Genomic DNA, 25,855 nt, shown 5'->3' on the forward strand with positions numbered 1-25,855 from the left:
GGTGCTCAGGCCTCCGGAGCTTCGAACTTGCTGGTGCGCTGCATGCCGGCCGCCCGGCCCTTGCCGGAGATCACCAGTGCCATCTTGCGGCTGGCCTCGTCGATCATCTCGTCGCCGAGCATCGCGGAGCCCTTCTTGCCGCCCGCTTCGGACGTGTAGTACTCGTATGCGTCGAGAATCAGCTCGGCGTGGTCGAAGTCCTCCTGGGAGGGGGAGAAGATCTCGTTGGCCGCGGCCACCTGGTCCGGGTGCAGCACCCACTTGCCGTCGAAGCCGAGGGCGGCGGCACGCCCGGCCACCTCGCGGTAGCCCTCCTGGTTGCGGATCTGCAGGTAGGGGCCGTCGATCGCCTGGAGGTCGTGCGTCCGCGCGGCCATCAGGATGCGCATCAGGATGTAGTGGTACGCGTCCGCCGGGTACCCCGGGGGCTGCTCGCCGACGACGAGCGACTTCATGTTGATCGACGCCATGAAGTCGGCCGGGCCGAAGATGATGGTCTCCACGCGCGGCGAGGCGGCGGCGATCTCGTCGACGTTCACCAGGCCCTTCGCGTTCTCGATCTGCGCCTCGATGCCGATCTTGCCGACCTCGAAGCCCATCGTCTTCTCGATCTGGGTCAGCAGCAGGTCCAGGGCCACCACCTGCTGGGCGTCCTGGACCTTCGGCAGCATGATGCAGTCGAGGTTCTGGCCCGCGCCCTCGACGACCGTGACGACATCGCGGTACGTCCAGTGCGTCGTCCAGTCGTTCACCCGTACGACCCGCGTCTTGCCGGTCCAGTCGCCCTCGTTGAGGAACTTCACGATGGTGTGCCGCGCGTCGGGCTTGGCCAGCGGGGCGCAGGCGTCCTCCAGGTCCAGGAAGACCTGGTCCGCGGGGAGGCCCTGGGCCTTCTCCAGGAAGCGCGGGTTCGAGCCGGGCACCGCCAGGCAGGATCGCCGCGGACGAAGGCGGTTGACGGGCGTGGTCATGCGGGGACCTCCAGGGGGTCGAGCTTGTTCGCTTTCCGGATCTCGTCGACGATACGGCCGATGATTCCCGTGATGTCGAAGTCCTTCGGGGTGAACACCGCGGCCACTCCGGCGGCGCGCAGCTGTTCGGCGTCGGCGTTCGGGATGATCCCGCCGGCGATCACCGGGATGTCGCCCGCGCCGGCCTCGCGCAGCCGTTCCAGCACGTCCGGCACCAGTTGGGCGTGCGAGCCGGACAGGATGGACAGGCCGACGGCGTGCACGTCCTCGGCGATCGAGGCGTCCACGATCTGCTCGGGCGTCAGCCTGATGCCCTGGTAGACCACCTCGAACCCGGCGTCGCGGGCCCGTACGGCGATCTGTTCCGCGCCGTTGGAGTGCCCGTCCAGACCCGGCTTGCCCACCAGGAACCGGAGCTTGCCCACACCGAGGTCGCGGGCGGTCTCCTCGACCCGGTGGCGCACCAGCGCCATCGCGGTGCCCTCTTCGGCGGTGACCGCGACGGGCGCCGAGGAGACGCCGGTCGGTGCGCGGAACTCGCCGAAGACCTCGCGCAGGGCCTCGGACCACTCGCCGGTCGTGACCCCGGCGCGGGCGCACTCCAGGGTGGCCTCCATGAGGTTGTCGGTGCCCTTGGCCGCCTCCTTCAGCCGCTCCAGCGCCTTGCAGGGGCGCGGGTGGTTGAACGGCGGCTGGTAGCGGGTGTCGCGCCACCGCTGGAGCGCGGTGACGACACGGGCCTCGACGGCCGGGTCGACCGTCTGGATCGCCGCGTCCAGATCGGCGGTCAGCGGGTTGGGCTCCGTCGACTCGTAGATGTTGACGCCGACGATCTTCTCGGCGCCGCCCTCGATCCGGGCCCGGCGCTCGGCGTGCGAGGAGACGAGCTGCGACTTGAGATAGCCGGACTCGACGGCGGCCATCGCTCCGCCCATCTCGTCGATCCGGTCCATCTCGGTGAGCGACTCCTCCACCAGGGAGGCCACCTTGGCCTCGATGACGTGCGAGCCCTCGAATATGTCCTCGTACTCCAGCAGGTCGCTCTCGTGGGCCAGTACCTGCTGGATGCGCAGCGACCACTGCTGGTCCCAGGGCCGGGGCAGGCCCAGCGCCTCGTTCCAGGCGGGCAGCTGCACGGCACGCGCGCGTGCGTCCTTCGAGAGGGTGACGGCCAGCATCTCCAGCACGATCCGCTGGACGTTGTTCTCCGGCTGGGCCTCGGTCAGCCCGAGGGAGTTGACCTGGACGCCGTAGCGGAAGCGGCGCTGCTTGGCGTCCTGGATGCCGTACCGCTCGCGCGTGACCTCGTCCCAGATGCGGCCGAACGCGCGCATCTTGCACATCTCCTCGATGAACCGGACGCCCGCGTTCACGAAGAAGGAGATACGGGCGACGACGTCACCGAACTTCTCCGCGGGCACCTGTCCCGAGTCGCGGACGGCGTCCAGCACCGCGATGGCCGTCGACATCGCGTACGCGATCTCCTGGACCGGCGTGGCACCGGCCTCCTGGAGGTGGTACGAGCAGATGTTGATCGGGTTCCACTTGGGGATGTGGGAGACCGTGTAGGCGATCATGTCCGTCGTCAGACGGAGCGAGGGCCCCGGCGGGAAGACGTGCGTCCCGCGCGAGAGGTACTCCTTCACGATGTCGTTCTGCGTCGTCCCCTGGAGCGTGGTGATGTCGACACCCTGCTCCTCGGCGACGACCTGATAGAGCGCCAGCAGCCACATGGCGGTGGCGTTGATGGTCATCGAGGTGTTCATCTGGTCCAGGGGGATGTCCTGGAACAGCCGGCGCATGTCACCGAGGTGCGAGACCGGAACCCCGACCCGGCCGACCTCGCCGCGGGCGAGGATGTGGTCGGGGTCGTAGCCGGTCTGCGTCGGCAGGTCGAACGCGACCGACAGGCCGGTCTGGCCCTTGGCGAGGTTGCGCCGGTACAACTCGTTGGACGCCTCGGCCGTGGAGTGACCGGCGTACGTGCGCATGAGCCACGGCCGGTCCTTCTGACGCTGACGCTCTGTCATCTGGGGACCTCAGACGTTCCGGAAGCGGTTGATGGCGTCGATGTGCTGCGCGCGCTTCTCCTCGTCGCGGACACCCAGGCCCTCACGGGGCGCCAGGGTGAGCACACCGACCTTGCCCTGGTGGAGGTTGCGGTGCACGTCGTAGGCGGCCTGCCCGGTGTCCTCCAGGGAGTAGACCTTGGAGAGCGTGGGGTGGATCTTGCCCTTGGCGACGAGCCGGTTGGCCTCCCAGGCCTCGCGGTAGTTCGCGAAGTGCGAGCCGATGATCCGCTTCAGCGACATCCACAGGTAGCGGTTGTCGTACTCGTGCATGTAGCCCGAGGTCGAGGCGCAGGTGGTGATGGTGCCGCCCTTGCGGGTGACGTAGACGCTCGCGCCGAAGGTCTCGCGGCCGGGGTGCTCGAAGACGATGTCGATGTCCTCGCCGCCGGTGAACTCGCGGATGCGCTTGCCGAAGCGCTTCCACTCCTTCGGGTCCTGGGTGGACTCGTCCTTCCAGAACCGGTAGCCCTCGGCGTTGCGGTCGATGATCGCCTCGGCGCCCATCGAGCGGCAGATGTCCGCCTTCTGCTCGCTGCTGACGACGCAGATGGGGTTGGCGCCGCCGGCCAGCGCGAACTGGGTGGCGTACGAGCCGAGCCCGCCGCTCGCGCCCCAGATGAGCACGTTGTCGCCCTGCTTCATGCCGGCGCCGTTCTTCGACACCAGCTGGCGGTACGCGGTGGAGTTGACGAGACCGGGAGCCGCGGCCTCCTCCCAGCTCAGGTGGTCGGGCTTCGGCATCAGCTGGTTGGACTTGACGAGCGCGATCTCGGCGAGCCCGCCGAAGTTGGTCTCGAAGCCCCAGATGCGCTGCTCGGGGTCGAGCATCGTGTCGTTGTGGCCGTCCGAGGACTCCAGCTCGACCGAGAGGCAGTGCGCGACGACCTCGTCGCCGGGCTTCCAGGCGTTGACGCCGGGGCCGGTGCGCAGGACCACGCCCGCGAGGTCGGAGCCGATGATGTGGTACGGCAGGTCGTGGCGCCGGGTGAGGTCCGAGAGCTTGCCGTAGCGCTCCAGGAAACCGAAGGTCGACATCGGCTCGAAGATCGAGGTCCACACGGAGTTGTAGTTGACCGAGGAGGCCATGACGGCCACCAGGGCCTCGCCCGGCCCGAGCTCCGGCACCGGCACGTCGTCCAGGTGGATCGACTTGCGGGGGTCCTTGTCGCGGCTGCTGAGCCCGGCGAACATCTCCGTCTCGTCCTTGTGCACGGTGATGGCACGGTAGGACTCGGGGAGCGGAAGAGCGGCGAAGTCGGCGGACGTGGAGTCCGGCGACTGGATCGCGTCCAGGATTTCCTTCACGGTGTTGCCTCCGGCGATACGCGTCCGAGGGAAGACGCTGAGGGTTACGTCGGTGCTGCTGCTGTGGTGAGGGGTGTGCCGTCGGTTCGGCGGAGGTGGTGCTGTGGCAGCGCTTTGTCGGCGCGGGAGGGTGCCTGTGACGCAGGCGTCCGGGCGCGCTCACCAGTGGTGTGCGGGGACAGCCGGCGTACGAGGGATCTCTGCACGCCGGCCGCCCGGACAACATCAACGTATGGCACGCCGTGTCACCTGGCAAGGCACGGAGTGCCATGAGTTGCGCTCAGGTGAAATCTTTACGTAACACGTGAGCGATGATCGATCAGATTGGTCGATGATCGATCAAAAACCCCAGCTCGGAGGGGGTGCGACGGACGGCCGCGGGGCGGGGTGGGGAGCGCCGGGAAATGGCGGAGAGGTGGCCGGGGAGCGGTCCGGCGGGGCGGGAGAGCGCCCAGGTGGGCACGGGGAGCGCCTCGGAGGGGGCGGAGTGCCACGAACGGGCCGGGGGAGTGTCCGGGGGGAGCGCGTTCCCGGCAGGAGGGTGGTGTGGCCGGGGCCACGGGGCATGCGCGGTGGGGGTGTGGAGGACCCTGGGCCGGTCGGTCCGGGCCCTCGTCGCCGAGGCCGGACCCTGCTCACCGCGGCCCGGCTCCCGGTCTCCGGCCTCCGCCAATCGGGTGACGGAGCCATGGTCACGCGTCACGCGTCAGGGGGCACGGGTCACGGCTCGACGGCGCGCCACGGGGGGCGGGGGCGGGTCTCATCGCGAGGGCGGAGGCCCGCCGGGCCCCGCCGGGCCCCGCCGGGCCCCGCCGGGCCCCGCCGGGCCCCGCCGAGCCCTGCCGGGCCATGCGCCTCGGGTCCTACGGGCGGTCGCGCAGCGCCTGCTCGATCGTGCGCATCACCTGGTCGAGCGGGGCGTCGACCCGGGCCACGGTCACCAGGACGTCCCCTTCCGTGAAGGAGGAGGCGGGCGCCGTGTGCGGCGCCGCGTCCCGCCCGGCGCCGATCCCGGTTCCGAACGTCCTGCGGACGATGGAGAAGGCGTGGTCGAGCTGGGCCTCCACGTCCCCCTGTCCGCCGGCCCGCAGCCAGCGCCGCAGGACGTGGTTGTGCGCCGTGACCACGGCGGACGCGGCGACCTCCGCGAGCAGCGGATCGTCGTTGGCGTCGTCGTCGTGCGCGTGCTCGTCGAAGTGGCCGAGCAGGTAGCGGGTGAAGAGCCGCTCGTAGCGGGCCACGGAGGCGATCTCGGCCTCCCGGAGCGTGGGCACCTCACGGGTCAGTTTGTAGCGCGAGACGGAGATCTCGGGCTGGGCCGCGTACATCTTCATGACTTCCTTGATGCCGCGGCACACGGTGTCGAGCGGGTGCTCGTGCGCGGGCGCCGCGTCGAGGACCGCCTCGGCGCGGATCAGGGTGTCGTCGTGATCGGGGAAGATCGCCTCTTCCTTCGAACGGAAGTGGCGGAAGAAGGTGCGCCGGGCGACCCCGGCCCGGGCCGCGATCTCGTCGACGGTGGTCGCCTCGTACCCCTTGGTCGCGAACAGCTCCATGGCCGAGGCCGCCAGTTCCCGTCGCATCTTGAGCCGTTGCGCGGCCGCGCGACCGCCCGCGGCACTCTCCGGTGCGTCGGGCGTGGCCGGTGTACGTGAGGACCTGGCGGGCTGGGACATGACCCGAACGTACTGCATCTGCGCAGGAGAACGTGCAAGTCCGGGGATCCCCCCACCCTCGGCGGGCGGGGGGTTTCCGGTCGGGTCGAGCAGTCCGCCCCAGTCGGCGCTGTCCGCGGACCAGTCGCCGGGACGCTCAGCGGCGGGCATATTCGCGGAAGCCGCGTCCCGTCTTGCGGCCGAGGCAGCCCGCGGCCACCAGGTGCTCCAGGAGCGGAGCCGGCGCGAGGCCCGGGTCGCGGAACTCCCGGTGCAGCACCTTCTCGATGGCCAGGGAGACGTCCAGGCCCACCACGTCGAGGAGTTCGAACGGCCCCATCGGGTACCCGCCGCCCAGCTTCATCGCGGCGTCGATGTCGTCGAGCGTCGCGTAATGCTCCTGGACCATCTTGATCGCGTTGTTCAGGTACGGGAAGAGCAGCGCGTTCACGATGAATCCGGCGCGGTCGCCGCAGTCCACCGGGTGCTTGCGGATCTTCTCGCACACCTCACGGACGGTGCCGTGCACGTCGTCCGCGGTCAGGACGGTGCGGACCACCTCGACCAGCTTCATCGCCGGGGCCGGGTTGAAGAAGTGCATGCCGATCACGTCCTGCGGGCGCGAGGTGGCACGGGCGCAGGCCACGACGGGCAGCGAGGAGGTGGTGGTCGCGAGGATCGCGCCGGGCTTGCAGACCTTGTCGAACACCGCGAACAGCTGCTGCTTGACCTCCAGGTCCTCGGCCACCGCCTCCAGGGCGAGATCGACCTCGGCGAAGGAGTCGTACGAACCCGCCGGCGTGATCAGGTCCAGGGTGCTCGCGGCGGCCTCGGCGGTCATCCGGCCCCTGTCCACCGACCGCGCCAGCGACTTGCCGATCCGGGCCTTGGCCGCCTGTGCCTTCTCCTCGCTGCGGGCGGCCAGGACGACCTCGTACCCGGCCTTCGCGAAGACCTCGGCGATACCGGACGCCATCGTCCCGGAGCCCGCGACGCCGACCGAGCGCACCGGGCGGCCGGGGGTGCCGGTGCCGCCGGAGAGCGGTGTCAGCGCGTCCCGCACGACATCCGCGCTGCCGGGCGCCTCGTAGGAGTAGAAGCCGCGACCCGACTTCCGTCCGGTCAGGCCCGCCTCGCTGAGCTGCTTGAGGATGGGCGCGGGGGCGTGCAGCCGGTCGCGGGACTCGGCGTACATGGCCTCCAGGACCGTACGGGCCGTGTCGACGCCGATCAGGTCGAGCAGGGCGAGCGGCCCCATGGGCAGGCCGCAGCCGAGCTTCATCGCGGCGTCGATGTCCTCACGGGAGGCGTACTTCGCCTCGTACATCGCGGCCGCCTGGTTCAGGTAGCCGAACAGCAGCCCGTCGGCGACGAAACCGGGGCGGTCGCCGACCGCGACGGGCTCCTTGCCGAGGTCGAGGGCGAGGTTGGTGACGGCGCTGACCGCCGCGGGCGCGGTCAGCACCGACGAGACGACCTCGACCAGCTTCATCGCGGGCGCGGGATTGAAGAAGTGCAGGCCCAGGACGCGCTCGGGGCGCGCCGAGTCGGCGGCCAGACGCGTCACGGAGAGGGCGTTGGTGCCGGTGGCCAGGATGGTGTCCGGGCGCACGATGCCGTCCAGCGCGCGGAAGACCTGCTGCTTGATGTCGTACGACTCCGGGGTCACCTCGATGACCAGGTCGGCGCCGGCCGCGGCCGTGAGGTCGGTGGAGGTACGGAAGCGGCCGAGGATGTCCTCGCGCTCCTGCCCGGTGAGGCGCTCGCGTCGCACGGCGCGGGCGGTGGAGGCTTCGAGCGCGGTGACGGCCTGGACGGCCGCGGCCTCGCTGATGTCGATGCCGACGACGTCGCGGCCGGCCCGGGCGAGCACCTCGGCGATGCCGATGCCCATGGTGCCGAGGCCGACGACGGCGACGGTCTGGAGAGGGGACAGAGGAAGGTCGGACTGGGGAGCGGCCATCGCGGACTCCAGATGAGGGTGACGACTGAGGAGGGCACACGGGTGCGCCGAGGGGCGCACGGAGTGCTGAGCGTTGCGGGTGGTGCCGGGCTGACGAGCGCACACGCCCGGTGCTGCCGTTCGGGCCGGGAAGTCCGCGAAGGCGCGCCCGGTGAACGGTGAAGCCGACCGGCTCTGTCCCGGAGCCGTGTCGTACTGCGGTGCCTGAAGCACCGAACCGACTGCTCTCACGACGGCTGCGTCACCAGGCCGCCCTGAGTGGAGCACGAGTGGGTAACTCGCTCGTCTGAGCTTAACCCGCCGGTAACGAGCGCGCCAGCCCCCGAGTTGGTGATGTACGTCCCCGTGCGGCGGCCCCGCATCTAGTCTCGGCGGCATGGACGAGGAGTTGCGATCACTCACGGAGCGTTTACGGGACGAGGCGGCGGCCTCTCCGGCGTACGACCGGCTCGCGGCGACCGGGGACCTCGACGTACTGGCGGCGGCGCTGACCGAACCGGGGCAGCCGCTGTGGGCGCGGGAGCTGGCGGCCTTCCGGCTCGGGGTCGCCAGGGACGGGCGGGCGTTCGAGGCGCTCGTCCTGCTGCTCAACCACCGCGAGCCACGGCGCTGCGCGTCCGCCGCGTACGCCCTCGCGCGACTCGGCGATCCGCGGACGGCCCGTGCGGCCGCCGCGCTCGCCACCAACGAACTGCGCGTGGCCTACGCGCTGCATCCGGTACGGCTGCTGGTCGAGCTGCGCGCCCCCGAGGCCGTACCCGCGCTGATCACCACGCTGCGGCGCAGGCTGCGCCCGCACGACCCGTACCGCACCGTCGCCCTGGCCTGTGTGGAGGGACTGGGCGAGCTGGGCGACGTCCGCGCGGGACCCGTGCTGAACGACGCGCTCGCGCATCCGGTCCTCGCGGAGGAGGCGGTGCGCGCGCTGGCGCGACTGCCCGAGTGACGCCCGGCCCATCGCGCGGCCCCCGGCGCCGGGAACGGGGGCCCGGGGCCCGGCAGGGGTGATGATCGATTCGCCGTTCGAGCCGCGCATTCAGGTGATTTCGGTACGGGCGCGGATTTGGGTCTCCTTAGTATCTCGTTCCGTGACAGATGGTTCCGTGACAGATGGTTCCGTGGCTAACGGGACGAGCCGACGGCGACCGAGCGACCACGCGGCCGATGTGGTCGTCCTCGGGGCCGGGCCGGCCGGGCTCGTGCTCGGCAACATCCTCGTGGACCGGGGGATCGACTGCGTCGTCCTGGAACGAGCCGAGCGCACGCATGTGCAGACGCGCGCACGTGCCGGGTTCCTGGCCGCCAACACCGTGCGGATCCTGGAACGGCACGGTCTCGCCGAGGGGCTGCGACAGCACGGGCGGATCCACAGCACCTGCGAGTTCCGTACCGAGGACGGCCGGTTCCGGCTGGACTACAGCGGGCTCGGGCAGGGTGAGCCGCACACCGTCTACCCCCAACAGGACCTGGTCACCGACCTGTTGACGCGGTTCCTGGAACGCGGCGGACAGATCCGCTTCGGCACCGAGGCCGTGGCCGTGCGCGACGCCGACAGCGAGCGGCCCGAGGTGACCGTGCGCGAGGCCGACGGACGGCCCGGCCTGTGGCGGGCGCGGTACGTGGCCGGCTGCGACGGACGCCACGGCGCGGCCCGGCGCTCACTGCCGGCCGGCACGGTCCGCCACCATCGCGACCACGGCGTGACCTGGCTCGGCCTGCTCGCCGAGGCGCCGCCCAGTCTGGACGCCGTCGGGTACGCGACGCACGAGCGCGGGTTCGCCGGGCACATGGCCCGCACCAGTGAGGTCACCCGCTACTACCTCCAGTGCGAGCGCGGCACCCCGGCCGACGCCTGGTCCGCGGAACGGATCTGGGACGAGCTGGACCTGCGGATGCGGGCGCGGGAGTACGGCCCGCTGCGCCGCGGGCGCGTCGTGCAGCGTGCCGTCGTCGACCTGGAGTCCGACGTGCTCGAACCGCTGCGCCACGGCGCGCTGTTCCTCGTCGGCGACGCCGCCGGTCTGATCAGCCCGTCCGCCGCCAAGGGCGCCAATCTCGCGGTCCTCGAAGCGGCGGTCCTGGCCCGTGCCCTCGTCGAGGCCCTCACCGCCGGTGACCCCGAGGGCCTCGACTCCTACTCGGCGCGGTGTCTGACACACATCTGGCGTGCGCAGGAGTTCTCGCACTGGATGATCGGGCTGCTGCACGGCCCGTCCGGCGCGGACGGCGAGTCGCTGTTCCACAACTCCCTGCGCCGCTCCCGCCTCACCTCGCTGCGCACCTCGCGCAGCCAGCAGGACTGGTTCGCCGAGCACTACGTCGGCGTGTAGCCCGCCACTCCTGAGCTCCGCACCCGCGTACATCCGTACGCGCACATCCGAACCCCGGAATGAGGATTCCCCCGCAATGATCACGGCATTGTCGGGCGACACGTCCCGCCTGCGCGCGACGGTCGACTTCGTCAAGGAACAGGACACCGCCACCCTGCTCCCGCTCCTGCTTCCCGGGCTCGACGGCCCGGAACTGCGGACCCTGGTGGAGCGCTGTGACTTCTCGCACGCGGCACTGCTCGTCTTCCCCTCCGACGAGGCGGAACTGGACGCCACCCTCGCCGACTGCGGGCTCGCCGCGGACGCGCCGCCGCGGCCGAGCGTCGTCGTGCGCGAGCGTCTGGCCGTCCGGCACAAGCGGTCCGTGGCGGACCTCGACGTCGGCGTCCTGCGCCCCGCGGTGGAGTGCCTGGACGGGGCGCGGCGCATGGTCGAGGTGTTCGCGCTGACCGTGCCGCCGGGTTCGGACCTCGACACGCTCGCCGCGCACGAACGGGAGCGGCAGCACGAGGCGCATGTCGCCTTCGAGGTCGAGGCACCGGACCCGTTGGTGCTGCGCGGTCTGTGCGCGGCCTTCGGACGGTACGGCGCCACCCCCGACGGCGGCGGCTACAACCCGCACGAGAACGGCACGGTGTTCTACTTCACCGCACCCGCCGAGGCCAAGGCCGAGTACCGGCGCGTGGAGCTGTACGTCCCCGGCGACCACCGCGACGTCCTCGCCGCCCACCTCGAAGAGCACCGTGAGCGGCAGCCCGCCGAGGCCCTGCTGCGCCTGCTGACCGGGGCGTGGACGACGCAGGCGCTGGCCGCGTTCGCGCGGCTGGAGGCGGCCGACGCGATGGACGAGGAGCGGAGCGTCGGCGTGGCGGAACTGGCGCGGGACGTCGGTGCCTTCGCACCGAACCTCGCCACCCTGCTCCGCTACCTCGCCATGCTCGGAGTGGTCAGCGAGGACCGCGAGGGCTTCCGGCTCACGGCAACCGGCGGGCTGCTGCGCGCGGACGCCGAAGGATCGATGCGGCCGCTGGCGCTGATGTACGGGGGCCCGTTCTACGAGTCCTTCGCCGGGCTCGCGCACACCGTGCGCACCGGACAGGTCGCCTTCGAGCGACGCTTCGGCGAGAACCACTTCGACCACTTCGCCCGTGACCCCGAACTCGCCGAGCTCTTCGACCGGTCGATGGCCGCCGGCTCACGGATGTTCGACCCGCTGCCCGCCCACCCGGTCCTCACCGCGGCGGCCGAAGGGGCCACCGTGGTCGACATCGCGGGCGGAAACGGCGAACTGCTCGGCCGAATCCTTTCGGCACACCCTCGCCTGCACGGCGTCCTGCTGGAGCGCCCGCACACCGTCGAGACCGCCCGCCGCCTCCTGGGCGCGGCCGGACACACGGCGCGGTGCACCTTCCGGGCGGGCGACTTCGCGGACGTGCCCACGGGCGGCGACGTCTACGTCCTGTCCCGCGTCCTGCACGACTGGGACGACGACCGGTGCCGCGAGATCCTGGGTCACTGTGCCCGCGCCATGCCCGACACCGCCGATCTGCTCGTCGTCGAACGTGTCCTGCCCGCCGACGGTTCGGCCTCACTGGCCACGGCCTGGGACCTGCACATGATGTGCAACGTCGGAGGCCGCGAACGGCGGGCCGACCACTACGCGCGGCTGTTCGCCGACGTGGGTCTCACCCTCGTGGACCGGGCGCCGCTGCCCCTGGACGGCAGCGTGCTGCACGTCCGCAGGAGCCGGCCGGCGAACCCAGGACCCGTGCTCTAGGGGTGTGACGTCCCCGTGGGGGCGCCCGGACCGCCCGGACCGCCCGGACCGCCCGGACCGGCCGGGCGGGCCCGGCCGGCGTCGGGGCGAGCAGGGGTGGGAGCGGCGCTGAGCGCGCGGGCGTAGCGGACCTCGGGCACCTCGACGCCGCCCGCCTCGAACGGCTCCTCGGCGCCGTCCGGGGCGAATCCGGCGTGTTCGTAGAACCCGCGCGCCCCCGTGTTCTCCTGGAGCACCCACAGCAGCATCCGTTCGTACCCGGCGGTGGCACAGCGCTCGGCCGACTCCCGCAGCAGTGCGCGCCCGACCCCGGCCCCCGTCCGGTCGGGGTCTACGTAGATCGCGTACAACTCGACGTCCGTGGCGCGGACTTCGCCGTCCCGGTACGGGCCGTGGCAGGCCCAGCCGACGATCTCGCCCGCCTGTTCCGCGACCAGGTTCACCACCGCGCCGCCGCCCTGGCCGAAGCGCCGGCGCCGACGCGCCGCGTCCTCCTCCACGCTGAGCGCGTCGAGGTACGACTGGGGCATCAGGCCCTGGTACGCGGCCCGCCAGCCGCGGACGCGGATCTCCGACACCCGGTCGCAGTCCGCGAGGGTCATCTCCCGGACCCGGATGCCGCTCATCCGCCCAGCACCGCGTACGCCTCGATCTCCATCAGGAACTCGGGGCCGACCAGCGCGGCGACCTGGACCGCGGAGGCGGCCGGCAGGCGGTCCGCGGGTATGTGGGCGTCCCGGGCGGCGCGGACGGCCGGCATATGGGCCATGTCCGTGACGAAGTAGGTGAGTTTGACGACGTCGTCGAAGGTCGCGCCCGCGGCGGCCAGGCAGCGGCGCAGGTTCTCGAAGACCTGACGGGCCTGCGCCGCCGGGTCTTCCTCGCCGACGAGCCCGCCGTCCTCGTCCAGGGCGAGCTGTCCCGAGACCGCCACGAAGCGGCCCGTGCCGATGACGACGTGCGAGTACGCGGCGGCGGGGGCGACTCCGTCGGGGGCGGGGATGCGGGTCGGTTCACTCATGCGTCCATGGTGGACCATGGGTGTGACAACGCCCCCGACGGACGTCCGGGTGTGCTCAGCCGCGGGGGCCGAGCAGCCCGTGCAGCGTCGCGCCCTGCGAGGTGACGGACGCCGCCCTCGTGCTCAGCGGCTCCGGGTCGGGCAGCTTCTCGCACACCGCGTCGGCCTCACCGCTCCCGTGCGGCACCTTGCCGTCGGTGAGATAGGCCGCCAGGTACTTGTCCAGGCAGGCGTTGCCGCTCAGCGTGATGCCGTGGTTGCCGCCGCCCTGCTCGACCACCAGGCTGGAGCCGAGCAGCTGGTGATGGACCGTCACACCGCCCTGGTACGGGGTGGCCGCGTCGTCGGTCGCCTGGAAGACCAGCGTCGGCGGCAGCGCCGCGTTGGAGATGTCCACCGGCCGCAGCGTGCTCGTCGGCCAGAACGCGCACGGCGCGTTGTACCAGGCGTTGTTCCAGACCATGAAGGGCGCCTTGCCGTAGGCGGCCCAGTTGTCCTTGCGCCACTGGTTCCAGTCGCGCGGCCACGACACGTCACGGCACTGCACCGCGGTGTAGATGCTGTAACCGTTGCCGTCCTTGGCGTCCTTGGCGCCGATCTTCTTGTAGGCCGCGAGGAGCGGGGCCGTCTCCTTCTTGTTCGTGTACGCCGCGAACGCCTCGGCGAGACGGGGCCAGTAGCCGTTGTAGTAGCCGCCCGGGATGAAGGTGTCCTCCAGCTCGGAGGCGCCCACCTTCTTGTCGGCGGGCTGCTTCGCGAGCGCCCTGCGCATCGCGTACCACTTGGCCTCGACCCTGGCGGGGTCGGTGCCGAGCCGGTACGTCGCGTCGTGCTTGGCGACCCAGGCCAGGAAGGCCAGGTGGCGGTCGTTGAAGGCGTAGTCCTGCCCGATGTTGTCCTCGTACCAGACACCGGTGGGGTCGACGACGGAGTCCAGCACCAGCCGGCGTACGCGCTGCGGGTAGAGCTTGGCGTAGACGGCGCCGAGGTAGGTGCCGTAGGAGTACCCGAAGTAGTTGATCTTCTTGGCGCCGAGCGCGTCACGGATCGAGTCCATGTCGCGGACCGCGCTGATCGTGTCGATGTACGGCAGCAGGCTCGCGTACTTCTCGCCGCACCCCTGCGCGAAGGACCGGGCGCGGTCGAGGTTGGCCCTCTCGATGGCGGGGGTGCTGGGCACGGTGTCCGGCCGGACCGGGGCGAAGTGGCCGGGCCGGCAGTCCAGCGCGGGCCGGCTCGCGCCCACGCCCCGCGGGTCGAAGCCGATGACGTCGTACTGCGCCGCCACCGCCTTGGGCAGCGTGGAGGCGACGAACCCGGCCATCGTGATCCCGCTGCCGCCGGGACCGCCGGGGTTCACCAGGAGCGGTCCCTGGTACTTCTTCGCGGTGTGCGGGACGCGCGAGAGCGCCAGCGTGATGAGCCGGCCGTCCGGCTTCGAGTGGTCCAGCGGCACCTTCACGGATGCGCACTGGAGTGCCGGGTAGGTGCTGGTGCCGCACTTCTTCCAGGTGGGCTTCGCGGTCCGGACGGTGCGCGGTGCGGTCGCGGAACCGGCGCTCGCGTCGGCGGGGATCGACGTGATCATCCCGGCCACCACGGCGGCAGCCCCGCACAGAGCAGCTGCGCGTTTCTTCACAAGGCCTCCCAGGACGGAGGATTTTGAGCCGTGCACGCCACGGCCTTCGCCGCATCGTCCCGGGGTGGGGTACCAAAAGAACCCGTTCTGGCAAGAGTTGACCCGATTGGGTCGCGGGATGCGCTCGGATGACGTCAGAGAGGTTTCGGACGGCGCGGTCGCGAAAGGCGGGAGTTCGAACGCCAGTTCCGCGACGGCCGACGCCCGCCCGTCGCGGTACCGGTCAGAGCAGCGTGAGCTGTGTCGGTCCGGGCGCGGCCGGTTCCGGTACGGCCGGTTCGGGGGCGGCGATCCGCCGCGGCGCGCCTCCGTGCGCGGGACCGATGCCGTACTCCTGGGCGAGTTCGTGGACCTGACGGGTGATCCGGCGCTGGTACCACTTGGGGGCGTACGCGCCCTCCGCGTACAGCCGCTCGTAACGGCGTACGAGGTAGGGGTGGTGGTGCTCCAGCCAGGCCATGAACCACTCGCGGGCGCCGGGCCGCAGATGCAGCACCAGCGGGGTCACGGAGGTCGCCCCCGAGGCCGCGATCGCCCGCACGGTGGCGCGCAGTTGGGCCGGGTGGTCGCCCAGGAAGGGGATCACGGGGGCCATCAGGACCCCGCAGCCGATGCCGTGGTCCGTCAGGGTGCGGACGACGTCCAGGCGGCGTTCGGGCGCCGGGGTGCCCGGTTCCACGGTGCGCCACAGTTCGGGGTCGGTGAAGCCCACCGACACGGAGATGCCGACGTCGGTGACCTCGGAGGCCTGCTTCAGGAGGTCGAGGTCGCGCAGGATGAGCGTGCCCTTCGTCAGGATCGAGAAGGGGTTCGCGTGGTCGCGCAGGGCGGCGATGATGCCCGGCATCAGCCGGTAGCGGCCCTCGGCCCGCTGGTAGCAGTCGACGTTGGTGCCCATCGCGATGTGCTCGCCGTGCCAGCGGTGGGAGCCCAGGTGGCGGCGGAGCAGGTCCGGCGCGTTGACCTTGACGACGATCTGGGAGTCGAAGTCGAGCCCCGTGTCGAGGTCCAGATAACTGTGCGTCCTGCGCGCGAAGCAGTACACGCAGGCGTGCGTGCAGCCCCGGTACGGGTTGACCGTCCATTCGAAGGGCATGCGGGAGGCCCCCGGCACCCGGTTCACGATCGAGCGGGCCCGGATCTCGTGGAACGTGACGCCGCGGAACTCCGGGGTGTCGAACGTGCGGGTGGTCACCGCGTCCGCGCCGAACAGCGCGGCGTTGCGGGCGCGGTCCCCGGCGGGGTCCGCCGTGAGGTTCTCCCAGCGCATGAGGCCTCCTCGGTAGCACTGGCCACAGAATAGAACACATGTTCCCTTGATCGTGCGACCCGATTTCCCGGGCCCCGTGGGAAACCCCGTCCGGCCTCGCCGCGGACCCCCACCGCGCCCTCTTCGCGCACCCCTTCCGCGCCCCTGTCGTGGGCCCCTCCCGCGCCCCGCGGGCACCCCGATTTGAGGGGGCGGGCCGCGTGGTGGTTGGCTTGCCGCACACCCCGAGTCACCAAGTGCTGGAGGAAGTGCCATGGCGCAGGTCGAGGCCACGACGGAGCGGGTCATCGCGGCGGACGCGGAGGCGGTGTTCGACGCCCTGGCCGACTACGCGGGCACCCGCTCGAAGCTGCTGCCCGAGCACTTCAGCGAGTACGAGGTGCGCGAGGGCGGCGACGGCGAGGGCACCCTCGTCCACTGGAAGCTCCAGGCCACCAGCAAGCGCGTCCGCGACTGCCTGCTCGAGGTCACCGAGCCCACCGACGGCGAGCTCGTCGAGAAGGACCGCAACTCCTCCATGGTCACCACCTGGCGGGTCACCCCGGCCGGGGAGGGCAAGTCGCGGGTCGTCGTCAGCACCGTCTGGAACGGCGCGGGCGGCGTCGGGGGCTTCTTCGAGAAGACCTTCGCGCCCAAGGGTCTCGGCCGGATCTACGACCTGGTCCTGGAGAAGCTCGCCGCCGAGACGGAGAAGTAGCCCCCGGGAGAGGCCTTCGACGGCCCGCGGGCCCAAGAAGCAACCGCCCAGGGCGCGTTGCCGCCCTCACCGGTTCGAGTGCATCTCCTCTCCACGCGACGGTACGCCGTAACTCGTCGCGCTTGCTCGCAGTTGTCGCGATAAGCGGGAATTGTGCGGTAGGTGCGACGAGGGGAACGGCACGTGGGCGGCATCACTCTGCTAGAGGACGAACCGGCTGCCGCACCCCCGCAGCCCGTCGTTCCGGAGGCGGCCGGCCCCACGGGCCCCACCGGCCCCGACCGGCTGGGTCCGCGCCAGGTACGGCTGGTCTTCCTCGGGCTCATGCTCGCGCTGCTGCTCGCCGCGCTCGACCAGATGATCGTCGCCACCGCCCTCCCGAAGATCGTCGGCGAGCTGCACGGCCTGGACCGGATGTCCTGGGCGATCACCGCCTACCTGCTCACCTCCACCATCGGACTCCCGGTCTACGGCAAGGTCGGCGACCTCTTCGGCCGCAAGGGCGTCTTCCAGTTCGCGATCGCGACCTTCGTGATCGGCTCGGCGCTCGCCGGACGCGCGCAGACCATGGACCAGCTGATCGCCTTCCGCGCGGTCCAGGGCGTCGGCGCGGGCGGCCTCATGATCGGCGTGCAGGCGATCATCGCGGACATCGTGCCGCCCCGTGAACGCGGCCGCTTCATGGGCCTGATCGGCGCCGCGTTCGGCCTCGCCTCGGTCGCCGGCCCCCTCCTCGGCGGCTACTTCACCGACCACCTCTCCTGGCGCTGGTGCTTCTACGTCAACGTGCCCTTCGGCCTGCTCACCCTGGCCGTCGTCACCGTCGTCCTGAAACTGCCGAAGCCCGCCCGCCGGGGACGCGTCGACGTACTCGGCATCCTGCTGCTCGCCGCCGCCTCGACCTGCCTGGTCCTGCTGACCAGTTGGGGCGGTACCGAGTACGCCTGGGGGTCCCGGGTGATCCTCGGGCTCGGCGCGGGCGCCCTCGCCGCGACCGTCCTGTTCTTCGTCGTCGAGCGCTTCGCCCCCGAACCCCTCATCCCGCCCCGGCTGTTCAGGGACGGCGTCTTCAACGTCACCGCGCTGGTGGGCCTGGTGATCGGCGTCGCCCTCTTCGGGGCCGCGAGCTATCTGCCGACCTTCCTCCAGATGGTCGACGGGGCCAGCGCCACCGAGTCCGGTCTGCTCATGCTCCCGATGATGGGCGGCATCGTCGGGGCCTCGGTCGTCTCCGGCCAGCTCATCAGCCGCACCGGCCGCTACAAGGTCTATCCGGTGCTGGGCGGCACCCTGTCGGCGCTCGGCATGTGGCTGCTCTCCCGTCTGGAGGTCGACACCTCCCGGCTGACGTACAGCGTCTGGATGGCCGTCCTCGGCACCGGCATCGGCATGGTGATGCCCGTGCTGGTCCTCGCCGTCCAGAACTCCGTGCCCCCCGCCGACCTCGGCACCGCGACCAGCGCCAACAACTACTTCCGGCAGATCGGCGGCAGCGTCGGCGCCGCGATCTTCGGCACGCTGTTCGCCCGCCGGCTCGCGGACTCGCTCGCCGAACGCGTCCCGGCGCGCGCCGGGACCACCCTCCCGGACCCCGAGTCCCTGACCCCGCAGCTCGTCCACGCGATGCCCGCCCCGCTGCGCGACGCCTACATCGCGGCGTACGCGGACGCCATGCCGCGGATCTTCCTCTACCTCGTGCCGGTGCTCGTCCTCGGCCTCCTCATCGCCTGCTTCCTCAAGGAGAAACCGCTGGTGTCCCACAACGCCCCCGCCGCCGACACCGATCCCCTCCCCCTCACCCAGGTCCCCCCGGCCCGCACCACGCACGTCGCCGGGATCCCCGTCTGCGGCACCGTGCAGCACCCCGACGGAACCGTCGTGCCGCGCGCCGCGCTCACCCTCATCGACATCGCCGGCCGGCAGATCGGGCGAGGCGCCAGCGGCGAGGACGGGCGGTACGCGCTGTCCACGCCCGGATCGGGGTCGTACGTCCTGATCGCCGCGGCGGGCGGCCACCAGCCGCAGGCGGTCTCGGTGACGATCGGTGAGCGTCCCGTGGAACTGGACGTCGTGCTCGGTGGCGCCGGCCGGCTGGCCGGGAGCGTGCTGACCGCGGACGGCACCCCGGTGCGCGACGCCACGGTCACGCTGACCAACGTCCACGGCGAGGTGGTGGCCACCACCCGCAGCGGACGCGAAGGGGGCTACGTCATCTCGGAGTTGGTCGCGGGCGAGTACACCCTCGCCGGCAGCGCGCCCGCGTTCCGGCCGGCCGCGCTCCCGGTCAGCGTGCAGGCCTCCCGCGAGACCCGCCAGGACGTCGAACTCGCCGGCGGCGCCGTGCTGCGCGGCACCGTACGGGCGGGCGGCGGACGGCCCGTGGAGGACGCGCGCGTGACGCTCCTGGACGCCGCGGGCAACGTCGTGGACACCCTCACCACCGGCGCCGACGGCACCTTCCGCTTCGTCGACCTGTCCTCCGGCGAGTACACCGTCATCGCGGCCGGTTACCCACCGGTGGCCACCGTGCTCCAAGTGGCCGGTGGGGGACGTACGGAGCGCGATCTGCAGCTCGGCCACGAGGACTGACCCGGCCCATCCGCCGCACCGGGGACGGGTGGTGCGCCGGAGCGGTCCCCGGAAAGGTCAATTCCCCTATTGCCGCACACGGCGACGCGCCGCAGTCGTACGGTGGTGGGTGCGGCACAGATCTTGCCGAGCCGCGGGGAGAGGGGCCTGGGCCATGGAGAGCGGCACTTCGCGTGGCACCGAAGTGGGCACACCTCTCAGTCGCACCGCTGGGAACGGCGTCGCGGAGTACGCCGACGCCGGGCGGGTACCGCTGGCGGTGGTCGCCGTGGACCGTGACGGCCTGGTGTCCCACTGGAGCTCCGGCGCCCGACGTCTGTTCGGCGTTCCCAAGGAGGACGCGGTGGGCCACCCCGCCGTCGACCTGCTCCCCGTCTCCGGTGTGCTCCCGGAGGAGGACGAGACGGCGCTGTACGGGGCGTACGCGGCGTACGACGGGCTCGGCCCCGACCTGGAGTCCTCGCTCGACGGGCGGCTCTCCTACCCGGCCGCCGGGCGCGCCCGGCTCACGGTGCCCGGACGGGAGCGCGCGGCCGACCGCGACGACGACCGGGTCGACGTGTTGTGGTGGGCGTACCCGCTGGTGGGCCCGGGGCGCGAGCGGCTGCTGGTACTGGCCGCCGACGCGGGCGCGATGCGCCACACCGACGACAGGGTGGCCGTCGAGCGCATCGCACCGGCCTTCGCGCTGCACACCGACTTCCCCGGCGCCGAGGAACTGGCCCGCAGACTGCCCGAGATCCTGCCCAGCATGAGTGTGGACGAAGGCGCCCGCATCGTCGCGCAGATCCTCGAACTCGGCTATCCCGTCATGGAGTTCAGCCAGAACGACCGGGTGCCCGTCACTCCCGACTGGGGGGTGCCCCGGCGGGCCGGGCGCAAGGCCCGCCGCGAGCGGGCCGCCGGGGCCGCGGCCGGCGGGCCTCCGCTCCCGGGTGACTCGTGGGACGCAGCGGACATCCACGGCGCGGACGACGAGGGCGAGGACCTCGAGTACGCCGCCGTGCGCGAGCGCCTGGAGTTCCTCAACGAGGTCAGCGGACGCATCGGCACCTCCCTCGACCTGGCGCGGACCGTCCTGGAGGTGAGCCGGGCCGTCGTGCCGCGCTTCACGGACGTGGCGGGCACCTATCTGCGCGAACAGGTCGTCGCCGGTGAGGGGTTCCCCGACGGGGTGCCCGACACCACCACGATGTGGCACCGAGTGGCGCTGGAGCACACGGACGAGCCGGGCCGCTGGGACGACGTCGTGCCCGTCGGCGAGGCCATGCCGTTCCCCGCGCACACCCCGTTCTTCCAGTGCATGACCACCGGGGAGCCCGTCCTCGTGCCGCGCATCAGCGAGCGGATGGGCCACATGATCGCCGCGCAGTTCGAGAAGCGCGACATCAGGCCGCTCATCACGCACCGCTCCATGCTGGTCGTGCCCTTGAAGGCCCGCAACGTGGTGCTCGGCTTCATGGTCCTGCTGCGTCACCCGGAGCGCGCCGAGTTCAACGACATGGACCGGGTCACCGGCGCCGAACTCGCCTCCAGGGCGGGCCTCGTACTCGACAACGCCCGCATGTACACCTACCAGGAGAGCGTCGCCGAGACCCTCCAGGACAGCATGCTGCCGCAGATAGCGCCCCGCATGGCCGGCTGCGACATCGCGACCCGCTATCTGCCCGGCACGCTCCTCGGCCGCGTCGGCGGTGACTGGTTCGACTCGGTGAAACTGCCCGGCTCCCGCACCGCCCTCGTCGTCGGCGACGTGATGGGCCACGGCCTCAACTCGGCCGCGATGATGGGTCAGTTGCGCACCGCCGTGCAGACGATGGCGGCGCTCGACCTGCCGCCCGCCCAACTCCTGCGCAATCTCGACGACCTGGCCCAGCGGCTCGGCGAGCACTACCTCGCGACCTGTCTGTACGTGATCTACGACCCCATCGCCGGCGAGCTGCACATCGCCAACGCGGGTCACATCCCGCCCGTCCTGGTCCGCGCCGCGAACGGCCACAGCGATCTGCTCGACCTGCCGACCGGCGCGCCCATCGGGGTCGGCGGGGTCCCCTTCGAGACCGTACGCGTACCGGTGGCGCCCGGCGACCGCCTCGTGATGTGCACCGACGGCCTGGTCGAGGTGCGCGGCGAGGACATCGGCGTCGGACTCGCCACGCTCTGTGAGTCCGCGGCCCACCCGGCCGCGTCCATGGACGACGCCTGCGACACGATCATCCGGGCCCTCAACACCCGTGGCGGCCGCAAGGACGACGTGGCCCTGCTGATGGCCCGGCTCAACGGCATCGAAGCCGAGGACATCGCCGAATGGCGGCTCGCGTCCGATCCGGCCGAGGCGGGCCGGGCCCGTGCCGCCGTCCGGGAGCAGTTGCACGAGTGGGGTCTGCACCAGTTGGCCGACCCCGCCGAACTGATGGTCGGCGAGCTGGTGGCGAACGCCGTACGGCACGCGCGCGGCCGCCGGATCGAACTGCGCCTCGTGCGCGGCGACACCCTGCTGTGCGAGGTGGCCGACGACGACCACACGCTGCCGACGCTGCTCAGCGCCGGCCCCGGCGACGAGTACGGACGCGGTCTGCGCGTCGTCAGCACGCTGGCCCGGGAGTGGGGCACGAGCCGCACCAGCGGCGGCAAGACCGTGTGGTTCGAACTGACGCTGCCCCGGCGCTGATCCACCCCGGGGCTCGCGTGCGCACTCCCGGGGCTCATGGGGGCGCAGAGGGCGCGCGACGGCGTACACGGATCGAAATGACCGGTGAAGGAATGCGCCGCATGCTTGTCGCCGCACTCCAGGCGCGATAGACCGATCTCGCCCGTCATGCTCGGCGGGCGGCGGTGCTACCTGGGGAGCGGGCATGAGCGTGACGGGTCGGTACAGGGAGGCCTGGGAGGGCTTCTGGCGCGAGGCCCCCGACGAACAGGGAGCCGTCTTCTGGGACGCGGAGCCCGCCCTGACCGCGGGCGTCCATCTCGCCCTCTTCGAACCGTACGTGACGTTCCACGGGCTGCCTCTCGTCGATCTGGGCTGCGGCAACGGCACCCAGACCCGATTCCTCGCCGACCGTTTCCCGCAGGTCGTCGGCACCGACATCTCGGCCGCGGCCCTCGACCACGCCCGGCAGGCCGACCCCGCGGGGCAGGCGACGTACCGGCTGCTCGACGCGTCGGAGAAGAGCGAGGTGCAGCACCTGCACGCGGAACTCGGCGACGCCAACGTCTACATGAGGGGCGTGCTCCACCAGTGCGAACCGGACGACCGCCAGCCACTGGTGGACGGTATCGCCACCCTGGTGGGGGAGCGGGGCCGGGTCTTCCTCGTCGAACTCTCCGAGGCCGCCCGCCCCGTCCTGATGGGGCTGGCGCAGGGCGCAGACGGCCCTCCCGCCAAGCTGGCACCCGTCTTCCGGCACGGCATCGCCCCCGGCGAGGTCTCCGACGCGGCCGTCCCCGACCACCTCGGAGCGGCCGGCCTCACGGTCCTCGCGAGTGGTGAACTCCCGCTGGTCACCGCGGAGTACACCGCGCTCGGCACCCGGATCGAACTGCCCTCGCGGTGGCTGGTGGCGGGCCGCACCGCGGGGTGATCCGCGGCACGGGTACGGCGTCACCGGCCGGTCGGTGACGCCGTACCCCTCTCAGTGGCCCTGGTCGACGGCGCGTCGGCCTCGGCCGGCGGCCCTGCTCAACGACCCGGCGTCCGCGCCGGCCCGTCGCGCCGCGCGACGACGTCCGTCATCGGCGTCCGCCGACGGCCCTGTGCGGTGGCCTGGTTCAGTGGCCGGGCCAGCCGTCCATGTGGCGGTGCACCGCCACCGCCGGCTGGTCGGCGGCCTTGGGCGCGTTGGCCACCGCGTCGTGCAGGACTCCGGTGACCTCGGCGGCCAGCGCGTCGACCTTCGTCTTGAGGTCGACGGCCGGGATACCGGAGCGGCTCAGCTCGTCGAGCCTGCGGTGGATGTCGGCGAGCCGGCTCTTCGTCGCACTGTCCAGAGTGATCGGACGCGCGGTGGAGACCACGAACTGGTAGGCGCCGGCGAGGGTCTGGCATCCGTCGCAGTGCTGGTTCGCGGCGTCGCTGAGGTTCACCGCGTTCAGGCGCGTGTGCTGGCCCGCGAGGGTGACGATCTGGAAGGACAGGGCCACCGACCGGCAGTGCGCGTCGACCGAGCAGCCGACGGAGACCGCGTTGGCCTGGTTGCGGATGCCCGCGGACTTCACCGTGCCGAACTGCCGCACCGTGAACGAGTCCTTGACCTGGGTCGGGTGGGACCGGTCGGCGTGGCTGAAGGTGTGGTCCTCGGCGACGGCGGCGTTACGGCCCATGCCGCCCGCCGCGGCCGTGGCGGCCTGGGCCGGTACGGCGGTGGCGATACCGGCCGCGCCGGCCGCGAACAGGCCTATGCGCATGGCCCTTCGGCCGAGCGTCGTGCCGATGGGATTCGGCTTTCGATGGGCGTTGGCATGCGTGCTCACATGGTTCTCCTGTGGTGTCGGTGCAGTGTGCGGCCGGTCATGGTGTGGCCGGGGGCGGTTCGGTCGCGCTCTGGCTGTCGGTCGGGGTGGGTGGCTCCGTGGTCGGCGCCGTCGAGGACGGGGCGTCGGACGGCGACGGTTCGGCGGGTCCCTCGGAGGGGCCGGCCGGCGAACCCGCCGGGGCCGAACCCGTCGTGTTCTGGCCGCCGGTGGGCTCGGTCGGCTTCTTGGACGGGCCCGCGCTGGTCGACGCGGAGGGCCCGGCGTCCGCGCTGGGCGAGGCGGAGGCACTCGCCGAGGCGGCGCCCGAGGCACCGGGGGACGCGGTGCCGGACGGCAGGGCCGCGGCGGTGCCGGACGGGGACGCCTCCGGTCCGGGCGCGGTCGCCTGCCGGGCGGGCGGCTGCGCCGTGGAGACGCCGGGCTGGAGGATCGGGGCGATCGGCGGCCGCTTCGGCAGCGGCTCGGGCGTCACCCCGGAGACCCACGCGTAGCTCAGCGTGCCCAGACCGACCAGGGCCAGCGCGCACAGCGCCACCCGTAGCCGGGGCTTGTCGTCGGTCGAGCGTTTGGCGGCGCGGAAGACCCGGCCGCCCATCTTGACCGACAGATAGACCACGCCGGCCATCGGGCACAGCAGCATGAAGCAGCCGATCACGCCGATCAGGCCCGCGGCGATCTCGCCGTTGACGAAGGCGTCACCGGTGCCCACGACCTGCGCGGTGAGCGAGCGGACCATCGTGGCGACGATCCGCGGCAGGTTCCACAGCGCGTACCCGAGTTCACCGATCAGCAGCGGCACCATCGTGAGGACCCACGTGGTGATGATGGTGCGGGACGACTTCTTGAGCCCGACGACCTCGGCCCGGGCCGCCTTGCCGCGCCGTCCGGGCACCGTGCTGAGCAGGATCGGTTTGATCTTGCCGTAGAGATCCGGGACGCCGGCCAGGTCGCCGAGGATGTAGTAGCCGTCCAGCCGGACGGCCGGCATCAGCTGCTCCAGGATCTCGAAGTGCCCGAGATACACCGTGGCCAGGAAGAACTGCTGGCCGGTGGCGAAGTACGCGCCCGTCATGGCGAGCATGAAGACGAGGTTGAAGTACACCCCGCCCAGGTCGGTGCGGAGCCGTCCGGCCCGTCCGATCCGGTAGATGTCCGTGACGTCGGTGTACATGGACGGCCAGATGAGGAAGAGCCCGCAGCCGATGCATCCCGGCCGCGCGCCTCCGTATCTGCAGGCCGAGGCGTGACCGAACTCGTGGAAGACGAGTGAGGCCACGGTGAGTCCGAACACCACGAGCATCAGGACCGGCTGGTCGAGGACCTGAAGCACGGGTTCGACCGCGCCGAAGAAGCCGAACAGCCAGACGTCCATGGCCACGGCCGCCGCCAGCATCAGCACGACCACGGTGGGCCGGTGCAGCCAGGCCAGCGAGCGGGCGATGCGGGCCGCCCGGCGCTCGTTGAAGATGATCCGGTGCCCCTTCAGGGCGAGCAGCAGATCGGACCGCGGCGCGGTGATCTCCTCCTCGTCCTGCCCCTCCGGCACCGTGACGCCCAGCGGGTCGAGCTTCTCCTCGATCAGGTAGCGCACGTTCTCCGCGCTGAGCTCCCGCCCGTAGCGGGCGCTCACGCGGTGCGAGATGGTCTCGATGTCGTGCACGCCGTCGATCGCGGAGGCGACCAGGTACAGCAGCCGGGACAGCTGCACCACCTGGCCGTCTCCGCGGCGTGCGATGTACTTCGGGTCGGTGAAACCCGATCCCTGGTACTCCCCGTGCAGTTTCAGCCCGGAGCTGAGTCGGGGTACCGGCAGTACCTCGACTCCGGCGCCGACGACCGGCAGTGTCCCCGTGGCGAACTGCTCGTAGGTGACCGGGATCCCCCCCGGCCCCGGCACCGGCGACCCGGTGTCGTACAGCAACGCGGGCCCGTCCCCCAGTGCCGTCATGTGTGGTCCTTCCCCCCCAAGGGGGGGGGGGGCCCCCCCCCCCCCCCCGCGGGCCCCCCCCCCCCCCCGGCGCGGGGGGGGGCGGGGGCGGGGGGCGCGCGGGGGGGTGGGGGGTGGGCGGGGTGTTAGAAAAAACACCACA

17 protein-coding genes and 1 pseudogene are annotated in these 25,855 nt (G+C 71.8%); 7 read left to right on the forward strand and 11 right to left on the reverse strand.

Annotated elements, in window-relative coordinates:
- Nucleotides 1–5: 5 nt before the first annotated feature.
- The 5 genes from ACFV2J_RS27805 to ACFV2J_RS27825 all read right to left on the reverse strand — a co-directional run bounded on the left by ACFV2J_RS27805 (nucleotide 6) and on the right by ACFV2J_RS27825 (nucleotide 7,966).
- Entirely contained in the window at nucleotides 6–971 is a 966-nt protein-coding gene (locus ACFV2J_RS27805; RefSeq protein ID WP_148013027.1) for a CoA ester lyase, read from the reverse strand.
- Complete coding sequence (locus ACFV2J_RS27810; protein ID WP_385084032.1) at nucleotides 968–3,001, reverse strand: protein meaA; 2,034 nt, start codon at nucleotides 2,999–3,001, stop codon at nucleotides 968–970. Before ACFV2J_RS27810 ends, ACFV2J_RS27805 begins: the two co-directional genes overlap by 4 nt.
- A 9-nt stretch (nucleotides 3,002–3,010) precedes the next feature.
- Nucleotides 3,011–4,348: a crotonyl-CoA carboxylase/reductase gene (gene ccrA / locus ACFV2J_RS27815; protein ID WP_385084033.1), complete on the reverse strand. Its 1,338-nt coding sequence runs from the start codon at nucleotides 4,346–4,348 to the stop codon at nucleotides 3,011–3,013.
- Between the two features lie 863 nt (nucleotides 4,349–5,211).
- Nucleotides 5,212–6,024 (reverse strand): TetR family transcriptional regulator, encoded by an 813-nt coding sequence (locus tag ACFV2J_RS27820; RefSeq protein WP_385084034.1) that lies wholly within the window; start codon nucleotides 6,022–6,024, stop codon nucleotides 5,212–5,214.
- A 136-nt stretch (nucleotides 6,025–6,160) separates the two neighbouring features.
- Nucleotides 6,161–7,966: a 3-hydroxyacyl-CoA dehydrogenase family protein gene (locus tag ACFV2J_RS27825; protein WP_385084035.1), complete on the reverse strand. Its 1,806-nt coding sequence runs from the start codon at nucleotides 7,964–7,966 to the stop codon at nucleotides 6,161–6,163.
- A gap of 376 nt (nucleotides 7,967–8,342) precedes the next feature.
- Here ACFV2J_RS27825 and ACFV2J_RS27830 point away from each other — a divergent pair, with 376 nt between their 5' ends.
- From ACFV2J_RS27830 to ACFV2J_RS27840, 3 genes are all read left to right on the forward strand, one after another.
- On the forward strand, nucleotides 8,343–8,912 hold the full coding sequence (locus tag ACFV2J_RS27830) for an adenylosuccinate lyase (RefSeq protein WP_385084036.1): 570 nt from the start codon (nucleotides 8,343–8,345) through the stop codon (nucleotides 8,910–8,912).
- A 220-nt stretch (nucleotides 8,913–9,132) separates the two neighbouring features.
- Nucleotides 9,133–10,296, forward strand: coding sequence for a 4-hydroxybenzoate 3-monooxygenase (locus ACFV2J_RS27835; RefSeq protein WP_385084048.1), 1,164 nt, complete (start codon nucleotides 9,133–9,135; stop codon nucleotides 10,294–10,296).
- Between the two features lie 76 nt (nucleotides 10,297–10,372).
- Entirely contained in the window at nucleotides 10,373–12,073 is a 1,701-nt protein-coding gene (locus ACFV2J_RS27840) for a methyltransferase (protein WP_385084037.1), read from the forward strand.
- Nucleotides 12,074–12,183: 110 nt separating this feature from the next.
- Here the strand turns inward: ACFV2J_RS27840 and ACFV2J_RS27845 are convergent.
- The 4 genes and pseudogenes from ACFV2J_RS27845 to ACFV2J_RS27860 form a co-directional block, all read right to left on the reverse strand.
- Nucleotides 12,184–12,699: pseudogene (locus ACFV2J_RS27845) on the reverse strand (GNAT family N-acetyltransferase); the annotation flags it as partial.
- On the reverse strand, nucleotides 12,696–13,094 hold the full coding sequence (locus ACFV2J_RS27850; protein ID WP_385084038.1) for a RidA family protein: 399 nt from the start codon (nucleotides 13,092–13,094) through the stop codon (nucleotides 12,696–12,698). The pseudogene ACFV2J_RS27845 and the gene ACFV2J_RS27850, both read right to left, overlap by 4 nt.
- Before the next feature lie 55 nt (nucleotides 13,095–13,149).
- Complete coding sequence (locus tag ACFV2J_RS27855; protein WP_385084039.1) at nucleotides 13,150–14,733, reverse strand: alpha/beta hydrolase; 1,584 nt, start codon at nucleotides 14,731–14,733, stop codon at nucleotides 13,150–13,152.
- Between the two features lie 223 nt (nucleotides 14,734–14,956).
- The gene (locus ACFV2J_RS27860; RefSeq protein WP_385084040.1) at nucleotides 14,957–16,003 is read right to left on the reverse strand and encodes an Rv2578c family radical SAM protein; all 1,047 of its coding nucleotides are present in this window, start codon (nucleotides 16,001–16,003) and stop codon (nucleotides 14,957–14,959) included.
- A gap of 253 nt (nucleotides 16,004–16,256) precedes the next feature.
- On the opposite strand from ACFV2J_RS27860, the gene ACFV2J_RS27865 reads away from it, so the two are divergent.
- From ACFV2J_RS27865 to ACFV2J_RS27880, 4 genes are all read left to right on the forward strand, one after another.
- Nucleotides 16,257–16,700 (forward strand): SRPBCC family protein, encoded by a 444-nt coding sequence (locus ACFV2J_RS27865; RefSeq protein ID WP_385084041.1) that lies wholly within the window; start codon nucleotides 16,257–16,259, stop codon nucleotides 16,698–16,700.
- A gap of 183 nt (nucleotides 16,701–16,883) precedes the next feature.
- Nucleotides 16,884–19,289 (forward strand): MFS transporter, encoded by a 2,406-nt coding sequence (locus ACFV2J_RS27870; protein ID WP_385441204.1) that lies wholly within the window; start codon nucleotides 16,884–16,886, stop codon nucleotides 19,287–19,289.
- 154 nt (nucleotides 19,290–19,443) lie between these two features.
- Complete coding sequence (locus ACFV2J_RS27875) at nucleotides 19,444–21,960, forward strand: SpoIIE family protein phosphatase (RefSeq protein WP_385441206.1); 2,517 nt, start codon at nucleotides 19,444–19,446, stop codon at nucleotides 21,958–21,960.
- A 184-nt stretch (nucleotides 21,961–22,144) separates the two neighbouring features.
- The gene (locus ACFV2J_RS27880) at nucleotides 22,145–22,873 is read left to right on the forward strand and encodes a class I SAM-dependent methyltransferase (protein ID WP_385084046.1); all 729 of its coding nucleotides are present in this window, start codon (nucleotides 22,145–22,147) and stop codon (nucleotides 22,871–22,873) included.
- Nucleotides 22,874–23,060: 187 nt separating this feature from the next.
- On the opposite strand, the gene ACFV2J_RS27885 is transcribed toward ACFV2J_RS27880, so the two are convergent.
- Complete coding sequence (locus ACFV2J_RS27885; protein ID WP_385097647.1) at nucleotides 23,061–23,762, reverse strand: hypothetical protein; 702 nt, start codon at nucleotides 23,760–23,762, stop codon at nucleotides 23,061–23,063.
- A 37-nt stretch (nucleotides 23,763–23,799) separates the two neighbouring features.
- Complete coding sequence (locus ACFV2J_RS27890) at nucleotides 23,800–25,713, reverse strand: hypothetical protein (protein ID WP_385441210.1); 1,914 nt, start codon at nucleotides 25,711–25,713, stop codon at nucleotides 23,800–23,802.
- Nucleotides 25,714–25,855: the final 142 nt, after the last annotated feature.

This window comes from Streptomyces sp. NPDC059668, from assembly GCF_042734135.1.
GTDB lineage: Bacteria > Actinomycetota > Actinomycetes > Streptomycetales > Streptomycetaceae > Streptomyces.

What these genes read in the sequence shown, in the direction of transcription:
- ACFV2J_RS27860 (WP_385084040.1), bottom strand. Translation starts at nt 16,003, where the DNA reads ATGCGCTGGGAGAACCTCACGGCGGACCCCGCCGGGGACCGCGCCCGC.
- ACFV2J_RS27820 (WP_385084034.1), bottom strand. Translation starts at nt 6,024, where the DNA reads ATGTCCCAGCCCGCCAGGTCCTCACGTACACCGGCCACGCCCGACGCA.
- ACFV2J_RS27825 (WP_385084035.1), bottom strand. Translation starts at nt 7,966, where the DNA reads ATGGCCGCTCCCCAGTCCGACCTTCCTCTGTCCCCTCTCCAGACCGTC.
- ACFV2J_RS27805 (WP_148013027.1), bottom strand. Translation starts at nt 971, where the DNA reads ATGACCACGCCCGTCAACCGCCTTCGTCCGCGGCGATCCTGCCTGGCG.
- ACFV2J_RS27830 (WP_385084036.1), top strand. Translation starts at nt 8,343, where the DNA reads ATGGACGAGGAGTTGCGATCACTCACGGAGCGTTTACGGGACGAGGCG.
- ACFV2J_RS27875 (WP_385441206.1), top strand. Translation starts at nt 19,444, where the DNA reads ATGGAGAGCGGCACTTCGCGTGGCACCGAAGTGGGCACACCTCTCAGT.
- ACFV2J_RS27810 (WP_385084032.1), bottom strand. Translation starts at nt 3,001, where the DNA reads ATGACAGAGCGTCAGCGTCAGAAGGACCGGCCGTGGCTCATGCGCACG.
- ACFV2J_RS27865 (WP_385084041.1), top strand. Translation starts at nt 16,257, where the DNA reads ATGGCGCAGGTCGAGGCCACGACGGAGCGGGTCATCGCGGCGGACGCG.
- ACFV2J_RS27890 (WP_385441210.1), bottom strand. Translation starts at nt 25,713, where the DNA reads ATGACGGCACTGGGGGACGGGCCCGCGTTGCTGTACGACACCGGGTCG.
- ACFV2J_RS27880 (WP_385084046.1), top strand. Translation starts at nt 22,145, where the DNA reads ATGAGCGTGACGGGTCGGTACAGGGAGGCCTGGGAGGGCTTCTGGCGC.
- ACFV2J_RS27850 (WP_385084038.1), bottom strand. Translation starts at nt 13,094, where the DNA reads ATGAGTGAACCGACCCGCATCCCCGCCCCCGACGGAGTCGCCCCCGCC.
- ACFV2J_RS27840 (WP_385084037.1), top strand. Translation starts at nt 10,373, where the DNA reads ATGATCACGGCATTGTCGGGCGACACGTCCCGCCTGCGCGCGACGGTC.